We start from the raw sequence: 20,186 nt of genomic DNA on the forward strand, positions 1-20,186 counted from the left end.
CCTCCCCGCCCCCGGTGACCCCCTCGCGGTTTGTGGCGCGGGCGCCGCATCACCCATGATGATCGCGGCGACGGCAAGCCGGGTTTTCGCTGAGCGTCCCGTGAACGGGTGATGAACGCAGGCTTTTCATCATCCGATAACCTCAGCCGTCATGCCGCCCCCGGGTGCCGCCGGAACAGGGGGCGCCGCCCATCAGCACACCGCCGGCGCACACGCGTCGGCACCAGGGAGTGAGTTCGGTTGTCGACCGCAATCCTCACCGGTCAGCCGGTCCCCGGATCGTCGATCGAAGGTGATCTGCGGACGCTCGGCTTCGATGTCCAGGCAGCCTCCGACGCCTCCGACGCCGACGCCCTGCTCGTCGCAGTGCCCGCCGACCAGCGCGTGGCCGTGGTGGACGCCCGCTTCGTGGGCCATCTGCACGCGCTGCGCCTCGGTCTGACCGACCCCCGCTTCGACCTGGCCGCGATCACCGGCGCCGTCACCGCACGCCCCGCGGCACGGGCGGCGCTCACCCGGGCGCTGGTCCGCGAGGCCGTGACCCCCGCCGGCGGCCCCGCGCCCGCCGGCACCACCGCTGACGCGACCGCCGTCACCGACGTCACCACGGCCACCGTCACGGGTACGGCCTCCGGCAGCCTCGCCGACCGCCTGGCCGCCGCCCTGGACGCCGACGGCGCCGAGGTGCACCGGCCCGAGCTCGGCAGCCTGGTCGCCGCCGTCCCCTCGGACCCGCAGTCCCGCAACGAGGCGCGGCAGGCCGTGGACGCCGTCGACGACGAGGCCGTACGCCTGAAGTCGGCCGTGAAGTCCCGCGACGGCTTCTTCACCACCCACTTCATCAGCCCCTACTCCCGTTACATCGCCCGCTGGTGCGCACGGCGCGGCCTGACCCCCAACCAGGTCACCACCGCCTCCCTGCTCACCGCGCTGATCGCGGCCGGATGCGCGGCCACCGGCACCCGTCCCGGGTTCGTCGCGGCCGGTGTGCTGCTGATCGCCTCCTTCGTGCTGGACTGCACCGACGGGCAGCTCGCCCGCTACTCCCTGCAGTACTCCACGCTCGGCGCCTGGCTGGACGCCACGTTCGACCGGGCGAAGGAGTACGCCTACTACGCCGGTCTCGCCCTGGGCGCGGCCCGCTACGGAGGGGGGGACGACGTCTGGGCGCTGGCGCTCGGCGCGATGGTGCTGCAGACCTGCCGGCACGTCGTGGACTTCTCCTTCACCGAGGCCAACCACGACGCCACCGCGAACACCAGCCCCACCGCCGCCCTCTCCGACCGGCTGGACAGCGTCGGCTGGACGGTGTGGGTGCGGCGGATGATCGTCCTGCCGATCGGCGAGCGCTGGGCCATGATCGCCGTACTGACCGCGCTCACCACGCCCCGCGTCACCTTCTACGTGCTGCTCGCCGGGTGCGCCTTCGCCGCCACGTACACCACGGCCGGGCGGGTGCTGCGGTCCCTGACCCGTAAGGCGCGGCGCACCGACCGGGCCGCCCGGGCCCTCGCCGACCTGGCCGACAACGGCTACCTGGCGCAGCTCGTCGCCCGGCGCACCGCCGGCCGAAGGACGCTGAACCCGCTGCTCACCGCCGCGGCCGGGGTGCTCGTGCTGGCCGCCTCGCTCGTCGCGGGCCGTGTCGCCGGCTGGACCTGGGTCCCCGTCGCGGGCGGCCTCGTCTACGCCGTCGCCTCCGGCCACGCCCTCGTCAGGCCGCTGAAGGGCTCCCTCGACTGGCTGGTCCCGCCGCTGTTCCGCGCCGCGGAGTACCTCACGGTCCTGGTGCTCGCGGCCGGCATGAAGGTGAACGGAGCGCTTCCGGCGGCTTTCGGACTGGTGGCCGCCGTCGCCTACCATCACTACGACACGGTGTACCGCATCCGCGGCAACGCCGGAGCGCCCCCGGCCGGTCTGGTGCGCGCCATCGGGGGGCAGGAGGGGCGGACTCTGCTCGTCACCCTCCTGGCCGCTGTGCTCACCGGCAACGGGTTCACGGTCGCGCTCACGGTGCTGGCCGTGGCCACAGCCCTTGTGGTGCTCGCCGAGAGCATCCGGTTCTGGGTGTCCGCAGGGGCGCCCGCCGTACACGACGAAGGAGACCCCGCATGATCGGCCTCGTGCTGGCCGCAGGCGCCGGACGGCGTCTGCGCCCCTACACCGACACCCTTCCCAAGGCACTGGTGCCGGTGGGGCCCGCGGGTGCGGAGGACGAGCTCACCGTCCTCGACCTGACGCTCGGCAACTTCGCCGAGATCGGCCTGACCGAGGTCGGGATCATCGTCGGCTACCGCAAGGAGGCCGTCTACGACCGCAAGGCCGCCCTGGAGGCCAAGTACGGGCTCACCCTCACCCTGATCGACAACGACAAGGCCGAGGAGTGGAACAACGCCTACTCCCTGTGGTGCGGGCGTGACGCGCTGAAGGACGGCGTCATCCTCGCCAACGGCGACACCGTGCACCCGGTCTCCGTGGAGAAGACGCTGCTGGCGGCCCGCGGCGACGGCAAGAAGATCATCCTCGCCCTCGACACGGTGAAGAAGCTCGACGAGGAGGAGATGAAGGTCGTCGTGGACCCCGAGAAGGGTGTCCGCAGGATCACCAAGCTGATGGACCCCGCCGAGGCCACCGGTGAGTACATCGGGGTCACCCTCATCGAGGGCGACGCCGCGGCGGAGCTGGCCGACGCCCTGAAGGCCACCTTCGAGCGCGACCCGCAGCTCTACTACGAGGACGGTTACCAGGAGCTGGTGGACCGGGGCTTCAAGATCGACGTCGCGCCGATCGGCGAGGTGAAGTGGGTCGAGATCGACAACCACGACGACCTCGCCCGCGGCCGGGAGATCGCGTGCCAGTACTGACGCGGCTCATCCCGTCCCCGCTGGTCGTCGACATCCGTCCGGGTGCCCTCGACGACCTGGCGGGCGTGCTCGCGGACGAGCGCATCTCGCAGTCCGGGCGCCTGGCCGTCGCCGTCAGCGGCGGCTCCGGCGCCCGGCTGCGGGAGCGGGTCGCCCCCACGCTGCCCGGTGCCACCTGGTACGAGGTCGGCGGCGGCACCCTCGACGACGCCGTACGGCTGGCCCGTGACATCAAGGCCGGGCACTACGACGCGGTCGTCGGCCTGGGCGGCGGCAAGATCATCGACTGTGCCAAGTTCGCCTCGGCGCGCGTCGGCCTGCCCCTGGTCGCCGTACCGACGAACCTCGCGCACGACGGCCTGTGCTCCCCGGTCGCCACCCTCGACAACGACGCGGGCCGCGGCTCCTACGGGGTGCCCAACCCGATCGCCGCCGTCATCGACCTGGACGTCATCCGCGACGCCCCGGTCCGCTTCGTACGGGCCGGGATCGGCGACGCGATCTCCAACATCAACGCCATCGCCGACTGGGAACTCGCCAACCGCGTCAACGGCGAGAAGATCGACGGGCTGGCCGCGGCCATGGCCCGGCAGGCCGGCGAGGCGGTGCTGCGGCACCCCGGCGGCATCGGCGACAACGGTTTCCTCCAGGTGCTCGCCGAGGCGCTCGTCCTCACCGGTATCGCCATGTCGATCTCCGGTGACTCCCGGCCCGCCTCCGGCTCCTGCCACGAGATCAACCACGCCTTCGACCTCCTCTACCCCAAGCGCGCCGCCAGCCACGGTGAGCAGTGCGGGTTCGGCGCCGCCTTCGCCATGCATCTGCGCGGCGCCCACGAGGAGGCCGCCTACATGGCCGAGGTGCTGCGCCGGCACGGGCTTCCGGTGCTGGCCGAGGAGATCGGCTTCACGGCGGACGAGTTCGTCCGGGTCGTGGAGTTCGCCCCGGAGACCCGCCCCGGCCGCTACACGATCCTCGAACACCTCGCCCTCAAGACCGACCAGATCAAGGACTCGTACGCCGACTATGTCAAGGCCATCGGTAGCTGAACTCAGACCGGTCGTGCACCCCGCCGGGGTCAAGGACCGGCGCAGCGGTGAGCACTGGGCGGGACGCCTCTACATGCGTGAGGTGTCCCTGCGGATCACCCGCCGGCTGGCGAACACCAGGGTCACGCCCAACCAGCTCACCTACCTGATGACCCTGTCGGGCGTCCTCGCCGCCCCGGCCCTGCTGGTGCCGGGCGTGGCGGGCGCGGTGCTCGGCGTGGTGATGGTCCAGGGGTATCTGCTGCTCGACTGCGTCGACGGCGAGCTCGCCCGGTGGAAGCAGCAGTTCTCGCTCGGCGGGGTCTATCTCGACCGGGTGGGCGCCTACCTGTGCGACGCCGCCGTCCTCGTCGGGCTCGGGCTGCGGGCCGCCGACCTGTGGGGCGGCGGGCGGATCGACTGGCTGTGGGCCTTCCTCGGCACGCTGGCCGCGCTCGGCGCGATCCTGGTCAAGGCCGAGACCGACCTGGTCGGTGTCGCCCGGCACCAGAACGGGCTGCCGCCGGTCAAGGAGGCGGCCTCCGAGCCGCGCTCCTCCGGGGTGGCGCTGGCCCGCCGCGCCGCCGCCGCGCTCAAGTTCCACCGGCTGATCCTCGGCATCGAGGCGTCCCTGCTGATCCTGGTGCTGGCGATCGCCGACCAGGTCCGCGGCGACCTGTTCTACACCCGGCTCGGCACCGCCGTGCTCGCCGGGATCGCCGTGGTGCAGACCCTGCTGCACCTGGTGTCCGTCCTCGCCTCGAGCAGACTGCGGTGAGCGCCGCCCTGCGCGTCGGCGCGGTGATCATCACCATGGGCAACCGGCCCGGGGAACTGCGGGCGCTGCTCGACTCGGTCGCCAAGCAGGACGGCGACCCGGTCGAGGTGGTGGTGGTGGGCAACGGCTCGCCCGTCCCCGACGTCCCCGAGGGGGTGCGGACGGTCGAACTGCCCGAGAACCTCGGCATACCCGGCGGGCGCAACGTCGGTATCGAGGCGTTCGGGGCCGCGGGCCGGGAGGTCGACGTCCTGCTCTTCCTGGACGACGACGGACTGCTCGCCCGGCAGGACACCGCGGAGCTGTGCCGGGAGGCGTTCACCGCCGACCCGCAGCTCGGCATCATCAGCTTCCGTATCGCCGACCCGGAGACCGGGGTCACCCAGCGCCGTCACGTGCCGCGCCTCAGGGCCGCCGACCCGATGCGCTCCTCCCGGGTCACCACCTTCCTCGGCGGCGCCAACGCCGTCCGCACCCGGGTCTTCGCCGACGCCGGCACACTGCCGGACGACTTCTTCTACGCGCACGAGGAGACCGACCTCGCGTGGCGGGCCCTCGACGCGGGCTGGATGATCGACTACCGGGCCGACATGGTGCTCCTGCACCCCGCCACCGCCCCCTCACGGCACGCGGTCTACCACCGCATGGTCGCCCGCAACCGCGTCTGGCTGGCCCGGCGCAACCTTCCCCTCCCGCTGATCCCGGTCTATCTCGGGGTCTGGATGCTGCTCACCCTGGTCCGCCGCCCGTCCCGGCCGGCGCTGAAGGCGTGGTTCGGCGGCTTTCGGGAGGGCTGGGCCACGTCCTGCGGACCGCGCCGGCCCATGAGATGGCGTACGGTGTGGCGGCTCACCCGTCTGGGCCGGCCTCCCGTGATCTGACAAGCTCGTCCCGGGCACCCGGCGCACACCGACGGCTCCGGACCGTGCCCGGCCGGCCGGGCCGCTCCTTACCGAACACGAAAGTTTCCCCACCGTGAGTGAGACAACGCAGGACGCAGTCGCCGTGAACACGACGCCGTCGCCCGACGACGGTCTGACAAGAGGGGAGCTCGCGGCCAAGTACGGCCTCAGTGTGAGCGGCGCCCGCCCCTCGCTCGCCGCGTACGTACGGCAGCTGTGGGGGCGGCGCCACTTCATCCTCGCCTTCTCCCAGGCGAAGCTGACCGCCCAGTACAGCCAGGCCAAGCTCGGCCAGCTGTGGCAGGTGGCGACACCGCTGCTGAACGCGGCCGTGTACTACTTCATCTTCGGCGTCATCCTGAAAGCCAGCCGCGGCATGTCCCGGGACATCTACATCCCGTTCCTGGTCACCGGCGTGTTCGTGTTCACCTTCACCCAGAGTTCGATCATGTCCGGCGTCCGCGCGATCTCCGGCAACCTCGGTCTGGTGCGCGCGCTGCACTTCCCGCGTGCCTCGCTGCCCATCTCGTTCGCGCTCCAGCAGCTTCAGCAACTGCTGTTCTCGATGATCGTCCTGTTCGTCTTCGCCATCGGTTTCGGCAGCTATCCGGGCCTGTCCTGGCTGCTGATCCTGCCGATCCTGGCCCTGCAGTTCCTGTTCAACACAGGGCTCGCGCTGATCGTGGCGCGGGCAGGCGCCAAGACCCCGGACCTTGCCCAGCTCATGCCGTTCCTGCTGCGTACCTGGATGTACGCGTCCGGCGTGATGTTCTCCATCCATCACATGCTGCAGGGCCGCCCCGAGTGGCTGGTCCGCGCGATGCAGGTGAACCCGGCGGCCGTCTACATGGACCTGATGCGCTTCGCCCTCATCGACGGCTACGGCTCGTCCAACCTCCCGCCGCACGTCTGGGTGATCGCCCTGTTCTGGGCGGTGGTCGTCTTCGCCGGCGGGTTCGTGTACTTCTGGAAGGCGGAGGAGCGGTACGGCCGTGGCTGAGCACAAGAAGGGGAACCACGTTCCCACGGTGATCGCGGACGAGCTGCACATCGTCTACCGCGTCAACGGGGCGAAGACCGGCAAGGGCAGCGCCACCGCCGCCCTCAGCCGCATATTCAGGCGTGGTGAGGAGCGCGGGGTGCGCAAGGTGCACGCCGTGCGCGGGGTGTCCTTCACCTCCTACCGCGGTGAGGCCATCGGCCTGATCGGTTCCAACGGCTCCGGCAAGTCCACCCTGCTGCGGGCCATCGCAGGACTGCTGCCCGCGGAGAGCGGCAAGGTCTACACCGACGGCCAGCCCTCCCTGCTGGGCGTGAACGCGGCCCTGATGAACGACCTCACCGGCGAGCGCAACGTCATCCTCGGCGGTCTCGCCATGGGCATGTCCTACGAGGAGATCAAGGAGCGCTACCAGGACATCGTCGACTTCTCCGGCATCAACGAGAAGGGCGACTTCATCACACTGCCCATGCGCACCTATTCCTCCGGAATGGCGGCCCGGCTGCGGTTCTCCATCGCCGCCGCCAAGGACCACGACGTCCTGATGATCGACGAGGCCCTCGCCACCGGTGACCGCAAGTTCCAGAAGCGTTCCGAGGCACGTATCCGGGAGCTGCGCAAGGAGGCCGGGACGGTGTTCCTGGTCAGTCACAACAACAAGTCGATCCGCGACACCTGTGACCGGGTGCTGTGGCTGGAACGCGGTGAACTGCGCATGGACGGCCCCACCGACGAGGTGCTCGCGGAGTACGAGAAGTTCACCGGCAAGTAGTCGGGAATGCGCCATGGAAGGCCCGGGGCCCGCCGCAACTTTTCCGGCGGGTCCCGGCGTCTGTAAAGGAAGCGTCAACTCCGGCCCGGCGAAGGAATCTTGAAGCCGATCGGTGTGTTGTTGTGATGTGCAGGACACCCTGACAGGGGTCATGGCGCTGTACAACGTAAGCTGTAGCGGTCCTTAAAGGCGGCAATCAGGGCGATAACGCATGACACCCCGCGACGGACCGTCCGGCGGACAGCCGGGCGGCGTGTCCGAAATAGTGTGTATTGGGTCGGCGGTGTAGAACGGGAGATGTGACGGCAATGGCTACGGAAACTCCCCAGCTCAACGCAGCACGTGCCGTCCCCGCGGGCAGCGGGCGGTGACGGGAACGGCCGCGGCGCGCCGCCCGGACCCGGAGCGCGCCACCCTCGGCAAGGCCACGGGCGAGAACTTCCCCGTGGCACCGTTCTTCCTGCCGCGCGACTGGCGCGCCGACCTGATGGCCGTCTACGGCTTCTGCCGGCTCGTCGACGACATCGGCGACGGCGACCTCGCCCCCGGCGGTGCCGACGCCCGGCTGCTCGGCGTGGCCCCCGCGCGGACCGAGGACCGGACGGCCCTGCTCGACGCCTTCGAGGCCGACCTGCGGCGGGTCTTCGACGCCACCCCGCGCCACCCCCTGCTGCGCCGCCTCCAGCCGGTCGTGCGCCGCCGCGCCCTCACCCCCGCCCCGTTCCTCGCCCTGATCGCCGCCAACCGCCAGGACCAGCTGGTGAGCCGGTACGAGACGTACGGCGACCTGCTCGCGTACTGCGAGCTCTCGGCCAACCCCGTGGGCCGGCTGGTCCTCGCCGTGACCGGCACCGCCACCCCCGAGCGCATCCGCCGCTCCGACGCGGTCTGCACCGCACTCCAGATCGTCGAACACCTCCAGGACGTCGCCGAGGACCTCGGCCGCGACCGTGTCTACCTGCCTGCCGAGGACATGAAACGCTTCCACGTCCAGGAGCCGGATCTCGCCGCACCCGCCGCGGGAGCCGCTCTGCGCGCCCTGATCGCATACGAAACACAACGCGTCCGCGATCTCCTGAATGAAGGCGCCCCCTTGGTGGGTAGCGTCCACGGCAGGCTGAAGCTGCTGCTCGCCGGGTTCGTGGCGGGGGGAAGGGCGGCCGCCGACGCGATCACCGCCGCCGGACACGACGTACTCTCCGGCCCGCCCAAGCCCGGCAAGGTCCGGCTGCTGCGCGAGGTGGGCGTGACTCTGCGAGGAAAGGGGTGATCCGGACCGTGGAGCTCCAGCCGCAGGTGTCCGCACCGGTACTCGCCGCCTACAGCTACTGCGAGGCCGTCACCGGGCAGCAGGCCCGGAATTTCGCGTACGGCATCAGGCTGCTGCCGCTGCCCAAGAGGCGCGCGATGTCGGCGCTGTACGCGTTCTCGCGGCGGGTCGACGACATCGGTGACGGGCGGCTCGCGCACGACGTCAAGACCGCCCGGCTCGAGGAGACGAGGGAGCTGCTCGCCCGGGTCAGGGCCGGGGAGGTGGAGGAGGACGACACCGACCCCGTCGCCGTCGCCCTCACCCACACGGCCGCCCGGTTCCCCGTCCCGCTCGGCGGTCTAGACGAGCTGATCGACGGTGTGCTGATGGACGTACGCGGCGAGACCTACGAGACCTGGGACGACCTGAAGGTCTACTGCCGCTGTGTCGCCGGTGCCATCGGACGCCTCTCGCTCGGCGTCTTCGGCACCGGGGACGGCGCGCGCGGCGCCGAACGGGCCTCCGAGTACGCCGACACCCTCGGGCTCGCGCTCCAGCTCACCAACATCCTCCGGGACGTCCGCGAGGACGCCCAGGGCGGCCGCACCTATCTGCCCGCCGACGACCTCGCCAAGTTCGGCTGCTCGGCCGGGTTCGCCCAGCCGGTGCCGCCGGAGGGCGCCGACTTCGCGGGCCTCGTGCACTTCGAGGTACGGCGGGCCCGGGCCCTCTTCGCCGAGGGCTACCGGCTGCTGCCCCTGCTCGACCGGCGCAGCGGCGCCTGTGTCGCCGCCATGGCCGGCATCTACCGCCGCCTCCTCGACCGCATCGAGCGCGAACCGGAGGCCGTGCTGCGCGGCCGCGTCTCGCTGCCGGGCCGGGAGAAGGCGTACGTCGCCGTGCGCGGCCTGTCCGGCCTGGACACCCGGCATGTGTCCCGCAGGACCGTCAGGAGGCGCGCCTGATGGACAGAGCGGTCCCAGTGCCGAGACGGGCGCGGTCCGCCCCGTCACGGCACCCGTCACGTTCCCCCGCACTCTCCGGCCACAGGGGACCGGCCCGTGCCCGGTCTTCCACCCCGCACGCCGGCAACAGGCACCGGACGCCGTGTCCCGGCGGGCGGGACGACGCGAGTGGCGGAGTCCGGCAAGGGGGAACTGCCGCGGCTGCGGGCCCGGTGGTGTCCGGTGCGCGGGTTTCGGCCCGGTGTGCCGGAGGCGCGCGGCGGACATCGTGTCCGGGCGGGCGGGCGTGGTCCGCCGGTGCGCCGGACGACGCGAGTGACGAGGTCCGGCAGGCAACCCTCCGCCGTCCGGCGGCGTCCCTGACTAGGACGGCCCGCACCCCGCGGCTTCGCCACCGCGGCGGCCGGGCAGGGGAGGGTGCACGATGACCGACGGCATGCGGCCCCCGGCGCCGCCCGCGGACCCGCCGGGGCGCTCCGGGCACAGCGCCGTCGTGGTCGGCGGCGGGCTCGCCGGGATCACCACCGCGCTCGCACTCGCGGACGCGGGAGTCCGCGTCACCCTGCTCGAGGGCAGGCCGAGACTGGGCGGCCTGGCCTTCTCCTTCCGGCGCGGCGAGCTGACCGTGGACAACGGCCAGCACGTCTACCTGCGCTGCTGCACCGCCTACCGCTGGTTCCTCGACCGGATCGAGGGCACCGCGCTGGCGCCGCTGCAGAACCGTCTCGACGTGCCCGTCGTCGACGTCGCCAAACCCGAGGGCAGACGGCTCGGCAGACTGCGGCGCGACCCGCTGCCCGTGCCCTTCCACCTGGGCCGGAGCCTGGCCGCGTATCCGCATCTCTCGCTCGCCGAGCGTGCCGCCGTGGGCCGTGCCGCGCTCGCGCTGAAGAAGCTCGACCCCGCCGATCCGGCCCTGGACACCCAGGACTTCGGCAGCTGGCTGACCGCGCACGGTCAGTCGGCGCGTGCCGTCGAGGCCCTGTGGGACCTGGTCGGGGTCGCCACACTCAACGCGGTCGCGGGCGACGCCTCACTGGGACTCGCCGCGATGGTGTTCAAGACCGGTCTGCTGTCCGACCCCGGCGCCGCCGACATCGGCTGGGCCCATGTACCGCTGGGGGAACTGCACGACCGGCTGGCCCGCAAGGCGCTCGACTCCGCGGGCGTCCGTACCGAGGTCCGTACACGCGTCACCTCCGTCTCCCACCACGAGAACGGCACCTGGCGCGTCCAGGTTCCCGGCGAGACCCTCGAAGCGGACGCCGTCGTCCTCGCCGTACCCCAGCGCGAGGCCCTTGACCTGCTGCCCGAGGGCGCGGTCGACGCCCCGGAAAATCTTGCCGCCCTCGGCACCGCGCCGATCCTCGACATCCACGTCGTCTACGACCGGAAGGTCCTCGGCGTCCCCTTCCTCGCCGCCCTCGGCACCCCCGTCCAGTGGGTGTTCGACCGCACCCGTGCCTCCGGACTGCGCGAGGGCCAGTACCTCGCGCTGTCCCAGTCCGCCGCGCAGGACGACATCGACACCCCCGTCGCCGCCCTGCGCGAGCGGTACCTGCCCGAACTGAACCGGCTGCTGCCCACCACCCGCGGCGCCCGGGTACGGGACTTCTTCGTCACCCGGGAGCGCACCGCGACGTTCGCTCCCGCCCCCGGCACCGGGCGGCTGCGGCCCGGCGCCCGCACCAAGGCACCCGGCCTCTGTCTGGCCGGAGCGTGGACCGCCACCGGGTGGCCCGCGACCATGGAGAGTGCGGTCCGCAGCGGCGTGAACGCGGCCGACGCCGCGCTCGCCGCCCTGGGCCGGCCCCGCCCCCGCCGCCCCTACCCCATCGAGGAGGCGGCATGACGGCCGACATGCACGGCACGGCGGCAGGCCCCCGCACTCCCCGTACCGCGACAAGAGGAGAGACTGTGCCCCCTGTGCCCCCGGCCTCGAAGGCTGCTCGAGAGACCGCGGTCGACGTGACCGCGCTCCTGGAGCGCGGCCGGACCCTGGCCACACCGGTACTGCGGGCGGCCTGTGACCGCCTCGCGCCTCCCATGGACACCGTCGCCGCCTACCACTTCGGCTGGATCGACGCCGAGGGCAACCCCGCCGACGGCGACGGCGGCAAGGCCGTACGGCCCGCCCTCGCCGTGCTGTCCGCCGAGGTCACCGGCGCCGCTCCGGAGACCGGGGTGCCCGGCGCGGTGGCGGTCGAGCTGGTGCACAACTTCTCCCTGCTGCACGACGACCTGATGGACGGCGACGAGCAGCGCCGGCACCGCGACACCGTCTGGAAGGTGCACGGCCCCGCCCAGGCGATCCTCGTCGGCGACGCCCTGTTCGCCCTCGGCAACGAGGTCCTGCTGGAACTCGGCACCGTCGAGGCGGGCCGTGCCACCCGCCGGCTGATCAGCGCCACCCGCGCCCTGATCGACGGCCAGGCCCAGGACATCTCCTACGAGCACCGCGACCGCGTCAGCGTCGCCGAGTGCCTGGAGATGGAGGGCAACAAGACCGGCGCCCTGCTGGCCTGCGCCAGCTCCATCGGCGCCGTGCTCGGCGGCGCGGACGACCGCACCGCCGACACCCTGGAGAAGTACGGCTACCACCTCGGCCTGGCCTTCCAGGCCGTCGACGACCTCCTCGGCATCTGGGGCGACCCGGACTCCACCGGCAAGCAGACCTGGAGCGATCTGCGCCAGCGCAAGAAGTCCCTGCCGGTGGTCGCCGCGCTCGCCGCCGGCGGACCCGCCTCGGAGCGGCTCGGCGAGATCCTCGCCGCCGACGCCAAGAGCAGCGACTTCGCCACCTTCTCCGAGGAGGAGTTCGCCGCCCGCGCCGCCCTGATCGAGGAGGCGGGCGGCCGCGAGTGGACCGCCGGGGAGGCCCGCCGCCAGCACACCATCGCCCTGGAAGCCCTCGACGACGTCGACATGCCCGACCGGGTGCGGGACCGGTTCGCGGCACTCGCCGACTTCGTCGTCGTACGGAAGAGATGATCATTATCGGTCGAACAGTCCTCGCGTAGTCGCCGGCCGGTGCCCGCGCATCAGAGCACCGGCCGACGGCGGACCCACAGCAGCACGACTTGCACGACTGCACGAAGGGGAAGCCATGACAGCGACGACCGACGGAAGCACCGGAGCACTGCCGCCCCGCGTGTCCTCGGCCAGCGAAACCGACATCACCACCCCCCTGGCGGCCGGGGCACGAGAAGCCGCCGTCCACGCGGTCCGCCGCGCCACCGACCACCTGCTGGCCCGCCAGGACGCCCAGGGCTGGTGGAAGGGCGATCTCGAGACCAACGTCACGATGGACGCCGAGGACCTGCTGCTCCGTCAGTTCCTGGGCATCCGCGACGAGGCCGTCACCCGCGCCGCCGCCCTGTTCGTCCGCGGCGAGCAGCGCGAGGACGGCGCCTGGGCCACCTTCTACGGCGGGCCCGGCGACCTGTCCGCCACCATCGAGGCCTACGTCGCCCTGCGGCTGGCCGGCGACGACCCCGCCGCACCCCACATGGCGCGCGCCTCCGCCTGGGTCCGCGAGCGCGGCGGGATCGCCGCCGCCCGGGTCTTCACCCGGATCTGGCTCGCCCTGTTCGGCTGGTGGAAGTGGGAGGACCTGCCCGAACTCCCCCCGGAACTCCTCTACTTCCCCAAGTGGTTCCCGCTCAACATCTACCACTTCGGCTGCTGGGCGCGGCAGACCATCGTGCCGCTCACCGTGGTCTCCGCCAAACGCCCGGTGCGCCCGGCGCCCTTCCCGCTCGACGAACTGCACACCGACCCGGAGCGCCCCAACCCGCCGCAGCCGCTCGCTCCCGCCCTGAGCTGGGACGGCCTGTTCCAGCGCCTCGACAAGGTGGTCCGCGGCTACCGCCCCGTCGCCCTGCGCTCCCTGCGCCGCGCCGCGCTCAACAGCGCCGCGCGCTGGATCGTCGAACGGCAGGAGAACGACGGCTGCTGGGGCGGCATCCAGCCGCCCGCCGTGTACTCGGTGATCGCCCTGCACCTGCTGGGCTACGACCTGGAGCACCCCGTGATGCGCGCCGGCATCGAGTCCCTCGACCGCTACGCCGTGTGGCGCGAGGACGGCGCCCGGATGATCGAGGCCTGCCAGTCGCCCGTCTGGGACACCTGCCTGGCCACCATCGCCCTCGCCGACGCGGGCCTGCCCGCCGACCACCCGCAACTGGTCAAGGCCGCCGACTGGATGCTCGCCGAACAGGTCGTCCGGCCCGGCGACTGGTCGATAAGGCGGCCCGGACTCCCGCCGGGCGGCTGGGCGTTCGAGTTCCACAACGACAACTACCCCGACACCGACGACACCGCCGAGGTCGTCCTCGCGCTGCGCCGGGTACGTCACCACGACCCCGAGCGCGTGGAGAAGGCCGTCTCCCGCGGGGTGCGCTGGAACCTCGGCATGCAGTCCAGGAACGGGGCCTGGGGCGCCTTCGACGCCGACAACACCAGCGACTTTCCCAACCGGCTGCCGTTCTGCGACTTCGGCGAGGTCGTCGACCCGCCCTCGGCCGACGTCACCGCGCACGTCGTGGAGATGCTCGCCGCCGAGGGCCTCGCCCACGACCCGCGCACCCGGCGCGGCATCGCCTGGCTGCTGGCCGAACAGGAACCGGACGGCTCGTGGTTCGGCCGCTGGGGTGTCAACTACCTCTACGGCACGGGGTCCGTGGTGCCCGCCCTGGTCGCCGCCGGGCTCCCGGCCGCGCACCCGGCGATCCGCCGCGCGGTGACCTGGCTGGAGTCCGTGCAGAACGACGACGGCGGCTGGGGAGAGGACCTGCGCTCCTACCACCGGCCGGGGGAATGGTCGGGACGGGGCGCCTCCACCGCCTCCCAGACCGGCTGGGCGCTGCTGGCGCTGCTGGCGGCCGGGGAGAAGGACTCCAAGGCCGTCGAGCGGGCCGTCGCCTGGCTGACCGCGACCCAGCGCGAGGACGGCTCCTGGGACGAGCCGTACTTCACCGGCACCGGCTTCCCCTGGGACTTCTCCATCAACTACCACCTCTACCGGCAGGTCTTCCCGCTCACCGCGCTGGGCCGCTACCTGTACGGCGATCCCCTCACCCGGCTGTCCCGCACCGAGGCCGAGGGGGGCTGATGAGCACGCAGCCCGCCCCGGCGCCGCTGCTGATCGCCTGCGCGCTCGGCATCGAGCACCTCGCCCTGCGCATGAGCGACCGCGGCGGAGCCGGCGGGCCGGTCACCGTGCTGCGCACCGGCATGGGGCCGAGGGCGGCCGACCGTGCGGTGACCCGGGCCCTGGCCGGGCCGGCGCTGGCCGACGCCGTCGTGCTCGCCACCGGCTTCTGCGCGGGTCTGGCGCCCGGGATGCACCCCGGCGACCTGGTCGTCGCCGAGGAGACCCGGGCCCCGCGCGGCCGGGTGCCCTGCACCGGCACCGAACTGCTCGTCAAGGAACTCACCCGCGCCCTGCCCGGCCGCACCGTCCACACCGGGCCCCTCACCGGTTCCGACCACGTCGTGCGCGGCCACGAGCGCGCCGACCTGTTCGCGACCGGCGCGATCGCGGTGGACATGGAGTCCGCGGCCACCCTGCTGAGCGCCGTACGCGCGGGCGAGCGCCCGGTTGCGGCCGTACGGGTGGTGGTGGACGCTCCAGAACATGAACTCGTCCGGATCGGAACGGTACGCGGTGGGATATCGGCCTTCCGCGTCCTCCGCTCCGTACTTCCCGCTTTCTTCGAATGGCACCGTTCTTTGCTGCTCCCCCGGAGGTGAGCCGTATGGCCATGCCGCTGCGTCAGTCCGTCAAGGTCGCCACATATTTGGCCGAGCAGAAGATCCGCAGGCGTGACAAGTTCCCGCTGATCGTCGAGCTGGAGCCGCTGTTCGCCTGCAACCTGAAGTGCGAGGGCTGCGGCAAGATCCAGCACCCCGCGGGAGTGCTCAAGCAGCGTATGCCGGTCGCCCAGGCGGTCGGGGCGGTGCTGGAGTCGGGCGCCCCGATGGTGTCCATCGCCGGCGGCGAACCCCTGATGCACCCTCAGATCCACGAGATCGTGCGGCAGCTGGTCGCCCGGCGCAAATACGTCTTCCTCTGCACCAACGCCATGCTGCTGCGCAAGAAGATGGACAAGTTCACGCCCTCGCCCTACTTCGCCTTCGCGGTGCACATCGACGGGCTGCGTGAACGGCACGACGAATCCGTCGCCAAGGAGGGCGTGTTCGACGAGGCGGTGGCGGCGATCAAGGAGGCCAAGCGGCGCGGCTTCCGGGTGACCACCAACTCCACCTTCTTCAACACGGACACCCCGCAGACCGTCGTCGAGGTGCTCAACTTCCTCAACGACGAGCTGAAGGTGGACGAGATGATGATCTCGCCCGCCTACGCCTACGAGAAGGCCCCCGACCAGGAACACTTCCTCGGCGTGGAACAGACCCGCGAACTGTTCAAGAAGGCGTTCTCCGGCGGCAACCGCAGGCGCTGGCGGCTCAACCACTCCCCGCTGTTCCTCGACTTCCTCGAGGGCAAGGTCGACTTCCCCTGCACCGCCTGGGCGATCCCCAACTACTCCCTGTTCGGCTGGCAGCGGCCCTGCTACCTGATGAGCGACGGCTACGTGCCCACGTACCGCGAACTCGTCGAGGACACCGACTGGGACAAGTACGGCCGCGGCAAGGACCCGCGCTGCGCCAACTGCATGGCGCACTGCGGCTACGAGCCCACCGCCGTGATGGCCACCATGGGCTCTCTCAAGGAGTCCCTGCGGGCGATGCGCGAGACCGTCAACGGAAACCGTGAGTGATGTGACGGGGGCGGTTCCCCGGACGGCTTCCCGGGCAGCCGCCCCGGGAGTCCCCGGGGCCCCGCAACGGCCCGGCGCCGGACGGCGCGTGGCACGGCGCACCGGCGCCGGGCCCGTGCCGGCCGGCGGCCGGGCGCCGGTGCCGGCAGGGAAGCCGGCCGACCGGACGGAGACGGAGCAGGACGGCACCGGGTCCGGAACACCCGCCGTCACCGCGAGCTGAACGGACCGAGAGGGGGCCCGAGCGTGAGCATTCTCGAGAACATCCGGGGACCACGCGACCTGAAGGCGCTGTCCGAGGCGGAACTCGGTGAACTGTCCGAAGAGATAAGGGAGTTCCTGGTGCATGCGGTCACCAGGACCGGAGGACACCTCGGCCCCAATCTGGGCGTGGTGGAGCTGAGCATCGCGCTCCACCGCGTGTTCGAGTCACCCGCCGACCACATCCTCTGGGACACCGGTCACCAGAGCTATGTGCACAAGCTGCTGACCGGCCGTCAGGACTTCTCCAAGCTGCGCCACAAGGGCGGCCTGTCCGGCTACCCCTCGCGCGAGGAGTCCGAGCACGACGTCGTGGAGAACAGCCACGCCTCCACCGCGCTCGGCTGGGCCGACGGCCTCGCCAAGGCCCGCCAGGTGCAGGGAGAGCGCGGCCACGTGGTCGCGGTGATCGGTGACGGCGCGCTGACCGGCGGCATGGCCTGGGAGGCGCTCAACAACATCGCCGCCGCCAGGGACCGGCCGCTGATCATCGTCGTCAACGACAACGAACGCTCCTACGCCCCCACCATCGGCGGCCTCGCCAACCACCTCGCCACCCTGCGCACCACCGACGGCTACGAGAAGGCGCTCGCCTGGGGCAAGGACGTCCTGCTGCGCACCCCGCTCGTCGGCGCCACCCTCTACGAGTCCCTGCACGGCGCCAAGAAGGGCTTCAAGGACGCCTTCGCACCCCAGGGCATGTTCGAGGACCTGGGCCTGAAGTACGTCGGCCCGATCGACGGCCACGACATCAGGGCGGTCGAGTCGGCGCTGCGCCGCGCCAAGCGCTTCCACGGCCCCGTCCTCGTGCACTGCCTCACCGAGAAGGGCCGCGGCTACGAGCCGGCCCTCGCCCACGAGGAGGACCACTTCCACACCGTCGGCGCGATGGACCCGCTCACCTGCGAGCCGCTCGGACCCCCCGCCGCCCCCTCCTGGACCGAGGTGTTCGGCGACGAGATGCTCGCCATCGGCGAGGAACGCGACGACGTCGTCGCCGTCACCGCGGCCATGCTGCACCCCGTGGGCCTGGCCGGGTTCGCCGAACGGTTCCCCGGCCGGGTGTGGGACGTGGGCATCGCCGAACAGCACGCCGTGGTCTCCGCGGCGGGCCTCGCCACCGGCGGCCTGCACCCGGTCGTCGCCGTCTACGCCACCTTCCTCAACCGTGCCTTCGACCAGCTGCTGATGGACGTCGCCCTGCACCGCTGCGGCGTCACCTTCGTCCTCGACCGGGCCGGCGTCACCGGCTCCGACGGACCCTCCCACAACGGCATGTGGGACATGTCGATCCTCCAGGTCGTGCCCGGCCTCCGGATCGCCGCGCCGCGCGACGCCGCCCAGCTCCGCGCCCAGCTGCGCGAGGCCGTCGCCGTCGACGACGCGCCCACCCTGGTCAGGTTCCCCAAGGAGTCCGTCGGACCCGAGATCCCCGCCGTGGCGCACCTCGGCGGTATCGACGTGCTGCACCGCGCGCCCGGGGCGGACGTCCTGCTGGTCTCCGTCGGCGTGATGGCGCCGGTCTGCCTCCGGGCGGCCGAGCTGCTGGAGGCCCGCGGCATCGGCTGCACGGTGGCCGACCCGCGCTGGGTCAAACCCGTCGACCCCGCCCTGCCCGGCCTCGCCGCCGAGCACCGGCTGGTCGCCGTCGTCGAGGACAACAGCCGCTCGGCCGGTGTCGGCGCCGCCGTGGCGCTCGCCCTGGGCGACGCCGAAGTGGACGTCCCGGTGCGGCGGTTCGGCATCCCGGAGCAGTTCCTCGCGCACGCCAGGCGTGACGAGGTGCTCGCCGACATCGGGCTCACCCCCGTCGAGATCGCCGGCCGGATCAGCGCCTGCCTCGCCGTCAGGGACGCCGGGGGGACCCGGGCGGCGAAGGAGCCCGCAGACCCCTTTGCCGGGCACCCCGCCCGGCAGGCCCCGGCCGTCCGTGAGACACCGGCCGTCCATGAGGCCCCGGCCGTCCGTGAGGCCCCGGCCGTCCGTGAGGCCCCGGCCGCCGAGCGCGCCGTACCGCCGCCGGACCAGGACGGGGCCGCCGGGCCGGTCCCGCACCGGGCCGGCACAGCCAAGGAGCGACCCGAATGACCAAGGAGTTCGACCTCGGCGCCCTCCTCGCCGAACGCGGAGCCGAGCGCTACGAGCTGCACACCGCGTACCTCAACCACCAGCTCCCGCGCATGCTGCACACCATCGGCTTCGACAAGGTCTACGAACGGGCCGAGGGCGCCCACTTCTGGGACGCCGACGGCAACGACTACCTGGACATGCTCGCCGGATTCGGGGTGATGGGCCTGGGCCGCCACCACCCCGTGGTCCGCAAGGCGCTGCACGACGTCCTGGACGCACAGCTCGCCGACCTCACCCGCTTCGACTGCCAGCCGCTGCCCGGTCTGCTCGCCGAACGACTCCTCGCGCACAGTCCGCACCTGGACCGCGTGTTCTTCGGCAACAGCGGCACCGAGGCCGTCGAAGGGGCCCTGAAGTTCGCCCGGTACGCCACCGGACGGCCCAGGATCCTCTACTGCGAGCACGCCTTCCACGGCCTGACCACCGGCGCCCTGTCCGTCAACGGCGAGTCCGGCTTCCGGGACGGCTTCGCGCCCCTGCTCCCCGACACGGCGATCCCGCTCGGCGACCTCGACGCGCTCGCCCGCGAGCTGAAGAAGGGCGACGTCGCCGCGCTGATCGTCGAACCGATCCAGGGCAAGGGCGTCCACGAGGCCCCGCCCGGCTATCTGCGCGCCGCCCAGGACCTGCTGCACCGGCACAAGGCGCTGCTCATCGCCGACGAGGTGCAGACCGGTCTCGGCCGCACCGGGGACTTCTACGCCTACCAGCACGAGGACGGCGTGGAACCCGACCTGGTCTGTGTGGCCAAGGCCCTCTCCGGCGGCTATGTGCCGGTCGGCGCCACCCTCGGCAAGGACTGGATCTTCAAGAAGGTCTACTCGTCGATGGACCGGGTGCTCGTCCACTCCGCGAGTTTCGGCTCCAACGCCCAGGCGATGGCGGCCGGGCTCGCCGTGCTCTCCGTCATGGAGAACGAGCAGACCGTCGCCCACGCGCGGCTCATGGGGGAGCGGCTGAAGTCCCGCCTCGCCGCGCTGACCGACCGGTACGAACTCCTCGCCGACGTGCGCGGCCGGGGCCTGATGATCGGCATCGAGTTCGGGCGGCCCAAGTCGCTGGGGCTGCGCAGCCGCTGGACCGTGCTCCAGACCGCCCGCAAGGGACTGTTCGCGCAGATGGTCGTCGTCCCGCTGCTCCAGCGCCACCGGATCCTCACCCAGGTCTCCGGGGACCATCTGGAGGTGATCAAACTGATCCCGCCACTGGTCGTCGACGAGGCGGACGTGGACCGGTTCGTGACCGCCTTCACGGAGGTCATGGACGACGCGCACAGCGGCGGCGGACTGATGTGGGACTTCGGCAAGACACTCGTCCGACAGGCCGTGGCCAACCGCTAGGCGAGGACCGGAGGCCGGGGCGCGGGGACTTCCGGGACGGAAGACCCCGGCGGCCCGCGTCGAACGGTCCCGGAAAGCGGGGACGAACGGCCCGGGAGGCCGGGACCAAGAT

The 20,186-nt window shown here is 72.0% G+C and carries 16 protein-coding genes and 2 pseudogenes; all 18 read left to right on the top strand.

Annotated elements, in window-relative coordinates:
* Positions 1–240: 240 nt before the first annotated feature.
* The 18 genes and pseudogenes from ABZ862_RS03030 (at position 241) to ABZ862_RS03115 (ending at position 20,074) form a co-directional block, all read left to right on the top strand.
* Entirely contained in the window at positions 241–2,115 is a 1,875-nt protein-coding gene (locus ABZ862_RS03030; RefSeq protein WP_360951189.1) for a DUF5941 domain-containing protein, read from the top strand.
* Positions 2,112–2,864, top strand: coding sequence for a phosphocholine cytidylyltransferase family protein (locus ABZ862_RS03035; RefSeq protein ID WP_360951192.1), 753 nt, complete (start codon positions 2,112–2,114; stop codon positions 2,862–2,864). Before ABZ862_RS03030 ends, ABZ862_RS03035 begins: the two co-directional genes overlap by 4 nt.
* Positions 2,852–3,913: an iron-containing alcohol dehydrogenase family protein gene (locus tag ABZ862_RS03040; protein ID WP_360951195.1), complete on the top strand. Its 1,062-nt coding sequence runs from the start codon at positions 2,852–2,854 to the stop codon at positions 3,911–3,913. The genes ABZ862_RS03035 and ABZ862_RS03040 overlap by 13 nt, the downstream gene beginning before the upstream one ends.
* Entirely contained in the window at positions 3,891–4,670 is a 780-nt protein-coding gene (locus ABZ862_RS03045; protein WP_360951198.1) for a CDP-alcohol phosphatidyltransferase family protein, read from the top strand. The genes ABZ862_RS03040 and ABZ862_RS03045 overlap by 23 nt, the downstream gene beginning before the upstream one ends.
* Positions 4,667–5,551: a glycosyltransferase gene (locus tag ABZ862_RS03050; RefSeq protein ID WP_360951201.1), complete on the top strand. Its 885-nt coding sequence runs from the start codon at positions 4,667–4,669 to the stop codon at positions 5,549–5,551. Before ABZ862_RS03045 ends, ABZ862_RS03050 begins: the two co-directional genes overlap by 4 nt.
* Before the next feature lie 94 nt (positions 5,552–5,645).
* Positions 5,646–6,572 (top strand): ABC transporter permease, encoded by a 927-nt coding sequence (locus ABZ862_RS03055; RefSeq protein ID WP_360951204.1) that lies wholly within the window; start codon positions 5,646–5,648, stop codon positions 6,570–6,572.
* Positions 6,565–7,344 carry an ABC transporter ATP-binding protein gene (locus ABZ862_RS03060; protein ID WP_360951207.1) on the top strand — a complete coding sequence of 260 codons (780 nt, stop codon included), beginning with the start codon at positions 6,565–6,567 and terminating at the stop codon, positions 7,342–7,344. Before ABZ862_RS03055 ends, ABZ862_RS03060 begins: the two co-directional genes overlap by 8 nt.
* Before the next feature lie 367 nt (positions 7,345–7,711).
* Positions 7,712–8,614 carry a squalene synthase HpnC gene (hpnC, locus tag ABZ862_RS03065; RefSeq protein ID WP_360951210.1) on the top strand — a complete coding sequence of 301 codons (903 nt, stop codon included), beginning with the start codon at positions 7,712–7,714 and terminating at the stop codon, positions 8,612–8,614.
* Positions 8,611–9,561: a presqualene diphosphate synthase HpnD gene (hpnD, locus tag ABZ862_RS03070; protein WP_360951213.1), complete on the top strand. Its 951-nt coding sequence runs from the start codon at positions 8,611–8,613 to the stop codon at positions 9,559–9,561. The genes hpnC and hpnD overlap by 4 nt, the downstream gene beginning before the upstream one ends.
* Positions 9,561–9,989 carry a DUF6380 family protein gene (locus ABZ862_RS03075; protein ID WP_360951216.1) on the top strand — a complete coding sequence of 143 codons (429 nt, stop codon included), beginning with the start codon at positions 9,561–9,563 and terminating at the stop codon, positions 9,987–9,989. The genes hpnD and ABZ862_RS03075 overlap by 1 nt, the downstream gene beginning before the upstream one ends.
* An 8-nt stretch (positions 9,990–9,997) precedes the next feature.
* Complete coding sequence (gene hpnE, locus ABZ862_RS03080; protein WP_360951437.1) at positions 9,998–11,413, top strand: hydroxysqualene dehydroxylase HpnE; 1,416 nt, start codon at positions 9,998–10,000, stop codon at positions 11,411–11,413.
* 74 nt (positions 11,414–11,487) lie between these two features.
* A complete protein-coding gene (locus ABZ862_RS03085) occupies positions 11,488–12,552 on the top strand; it encodes a polyprenyl synthetase family protein (RefSeq protein WP_360951440.1) in 1,065 nt (354 codons plus the stop codon).
* A 115-nt stretch (positions 12,553–12,667) separates the two neighbouring features.
* On the top strand, positions 12,668–14,674 hold the full coding sequence (gene shc / locus ABZ862_RS03090) for a squalene--hopene cyclase (RefSeq protein WP_360951219.1): 2,007 nt from the start codon (positions 12,668–12,670) through the stop codon (positions 14,672–14,674).
* Positions 14,674–15,315 (top strand): 1-hydroxy-2-methyl-2-butenyl 4-diphosphate reductase, encoded by a 642-nt coding sequence (locus ABZ862_RS03095; protein WP_360951222.1) that lies wholly within the window; start codon positions 14,674–14,676, stop codon positions 15,313–15,315. Before shc ends, ABZ862_RS03095 begins: the two co-directional genes overlap by 1 nt.
* 5 nt (positions 15,316–15,320) lie before the next feature.
* Positions 15,321–16,343 (top strand): adenosyl-hopene transferase HpnH, encoded by a 1,023-nt coding sequence (gene hpnH, locus ABZ862_RS03100; RefSeq protein ID WP_360951225.1) that lies wholly within the window; start codon positions 15,321–15,323, stop codon positions 16,341–16,343.
* 1 nt (position 16,344) lies between these two features.
* Positions 16,345–16,485, top strand: a pseudogene (locus tag ABZ862_RS03105) (4-hydroxy-3-methylbut-2-en-1-yl diphosphate synthase); the annotation flags it as partial.
* A 104-nt stretch (positions 16,486–16,589) separates the two neighbouring features.
* Positions 16,590–18,458, top strand: a pseudogene (gene dxs, locus ABZ862_RS03110) (1-deoxy-D-xylulose-5-phosphate synthase); the annotation flags it as partial.
* A gap of 230 nt (positions 18,459–18,688) precedes the next feature.
* A complete protein-coding gene (locus tag ABZ862_RS03115) occupies positions 18,689–20,074 on the top strand; it encodes an aspartate aminotransferase family protein (RefSeq protein ID WP_360951228.1) in 1,386 nt (461 codons plus the stop codon).
* Positions 20,075–20,186: the final 112 nt, after the last annotated feature.

It is taken from the genome of Streptomyces sp. NPDC047000, from assembly GCF_040644295.1.
Classification (GTDB): Bacteria; Actinomycetota; Actinomycetes; order Streptomycetales; family Streptomycetaceae; genus Streptomyces.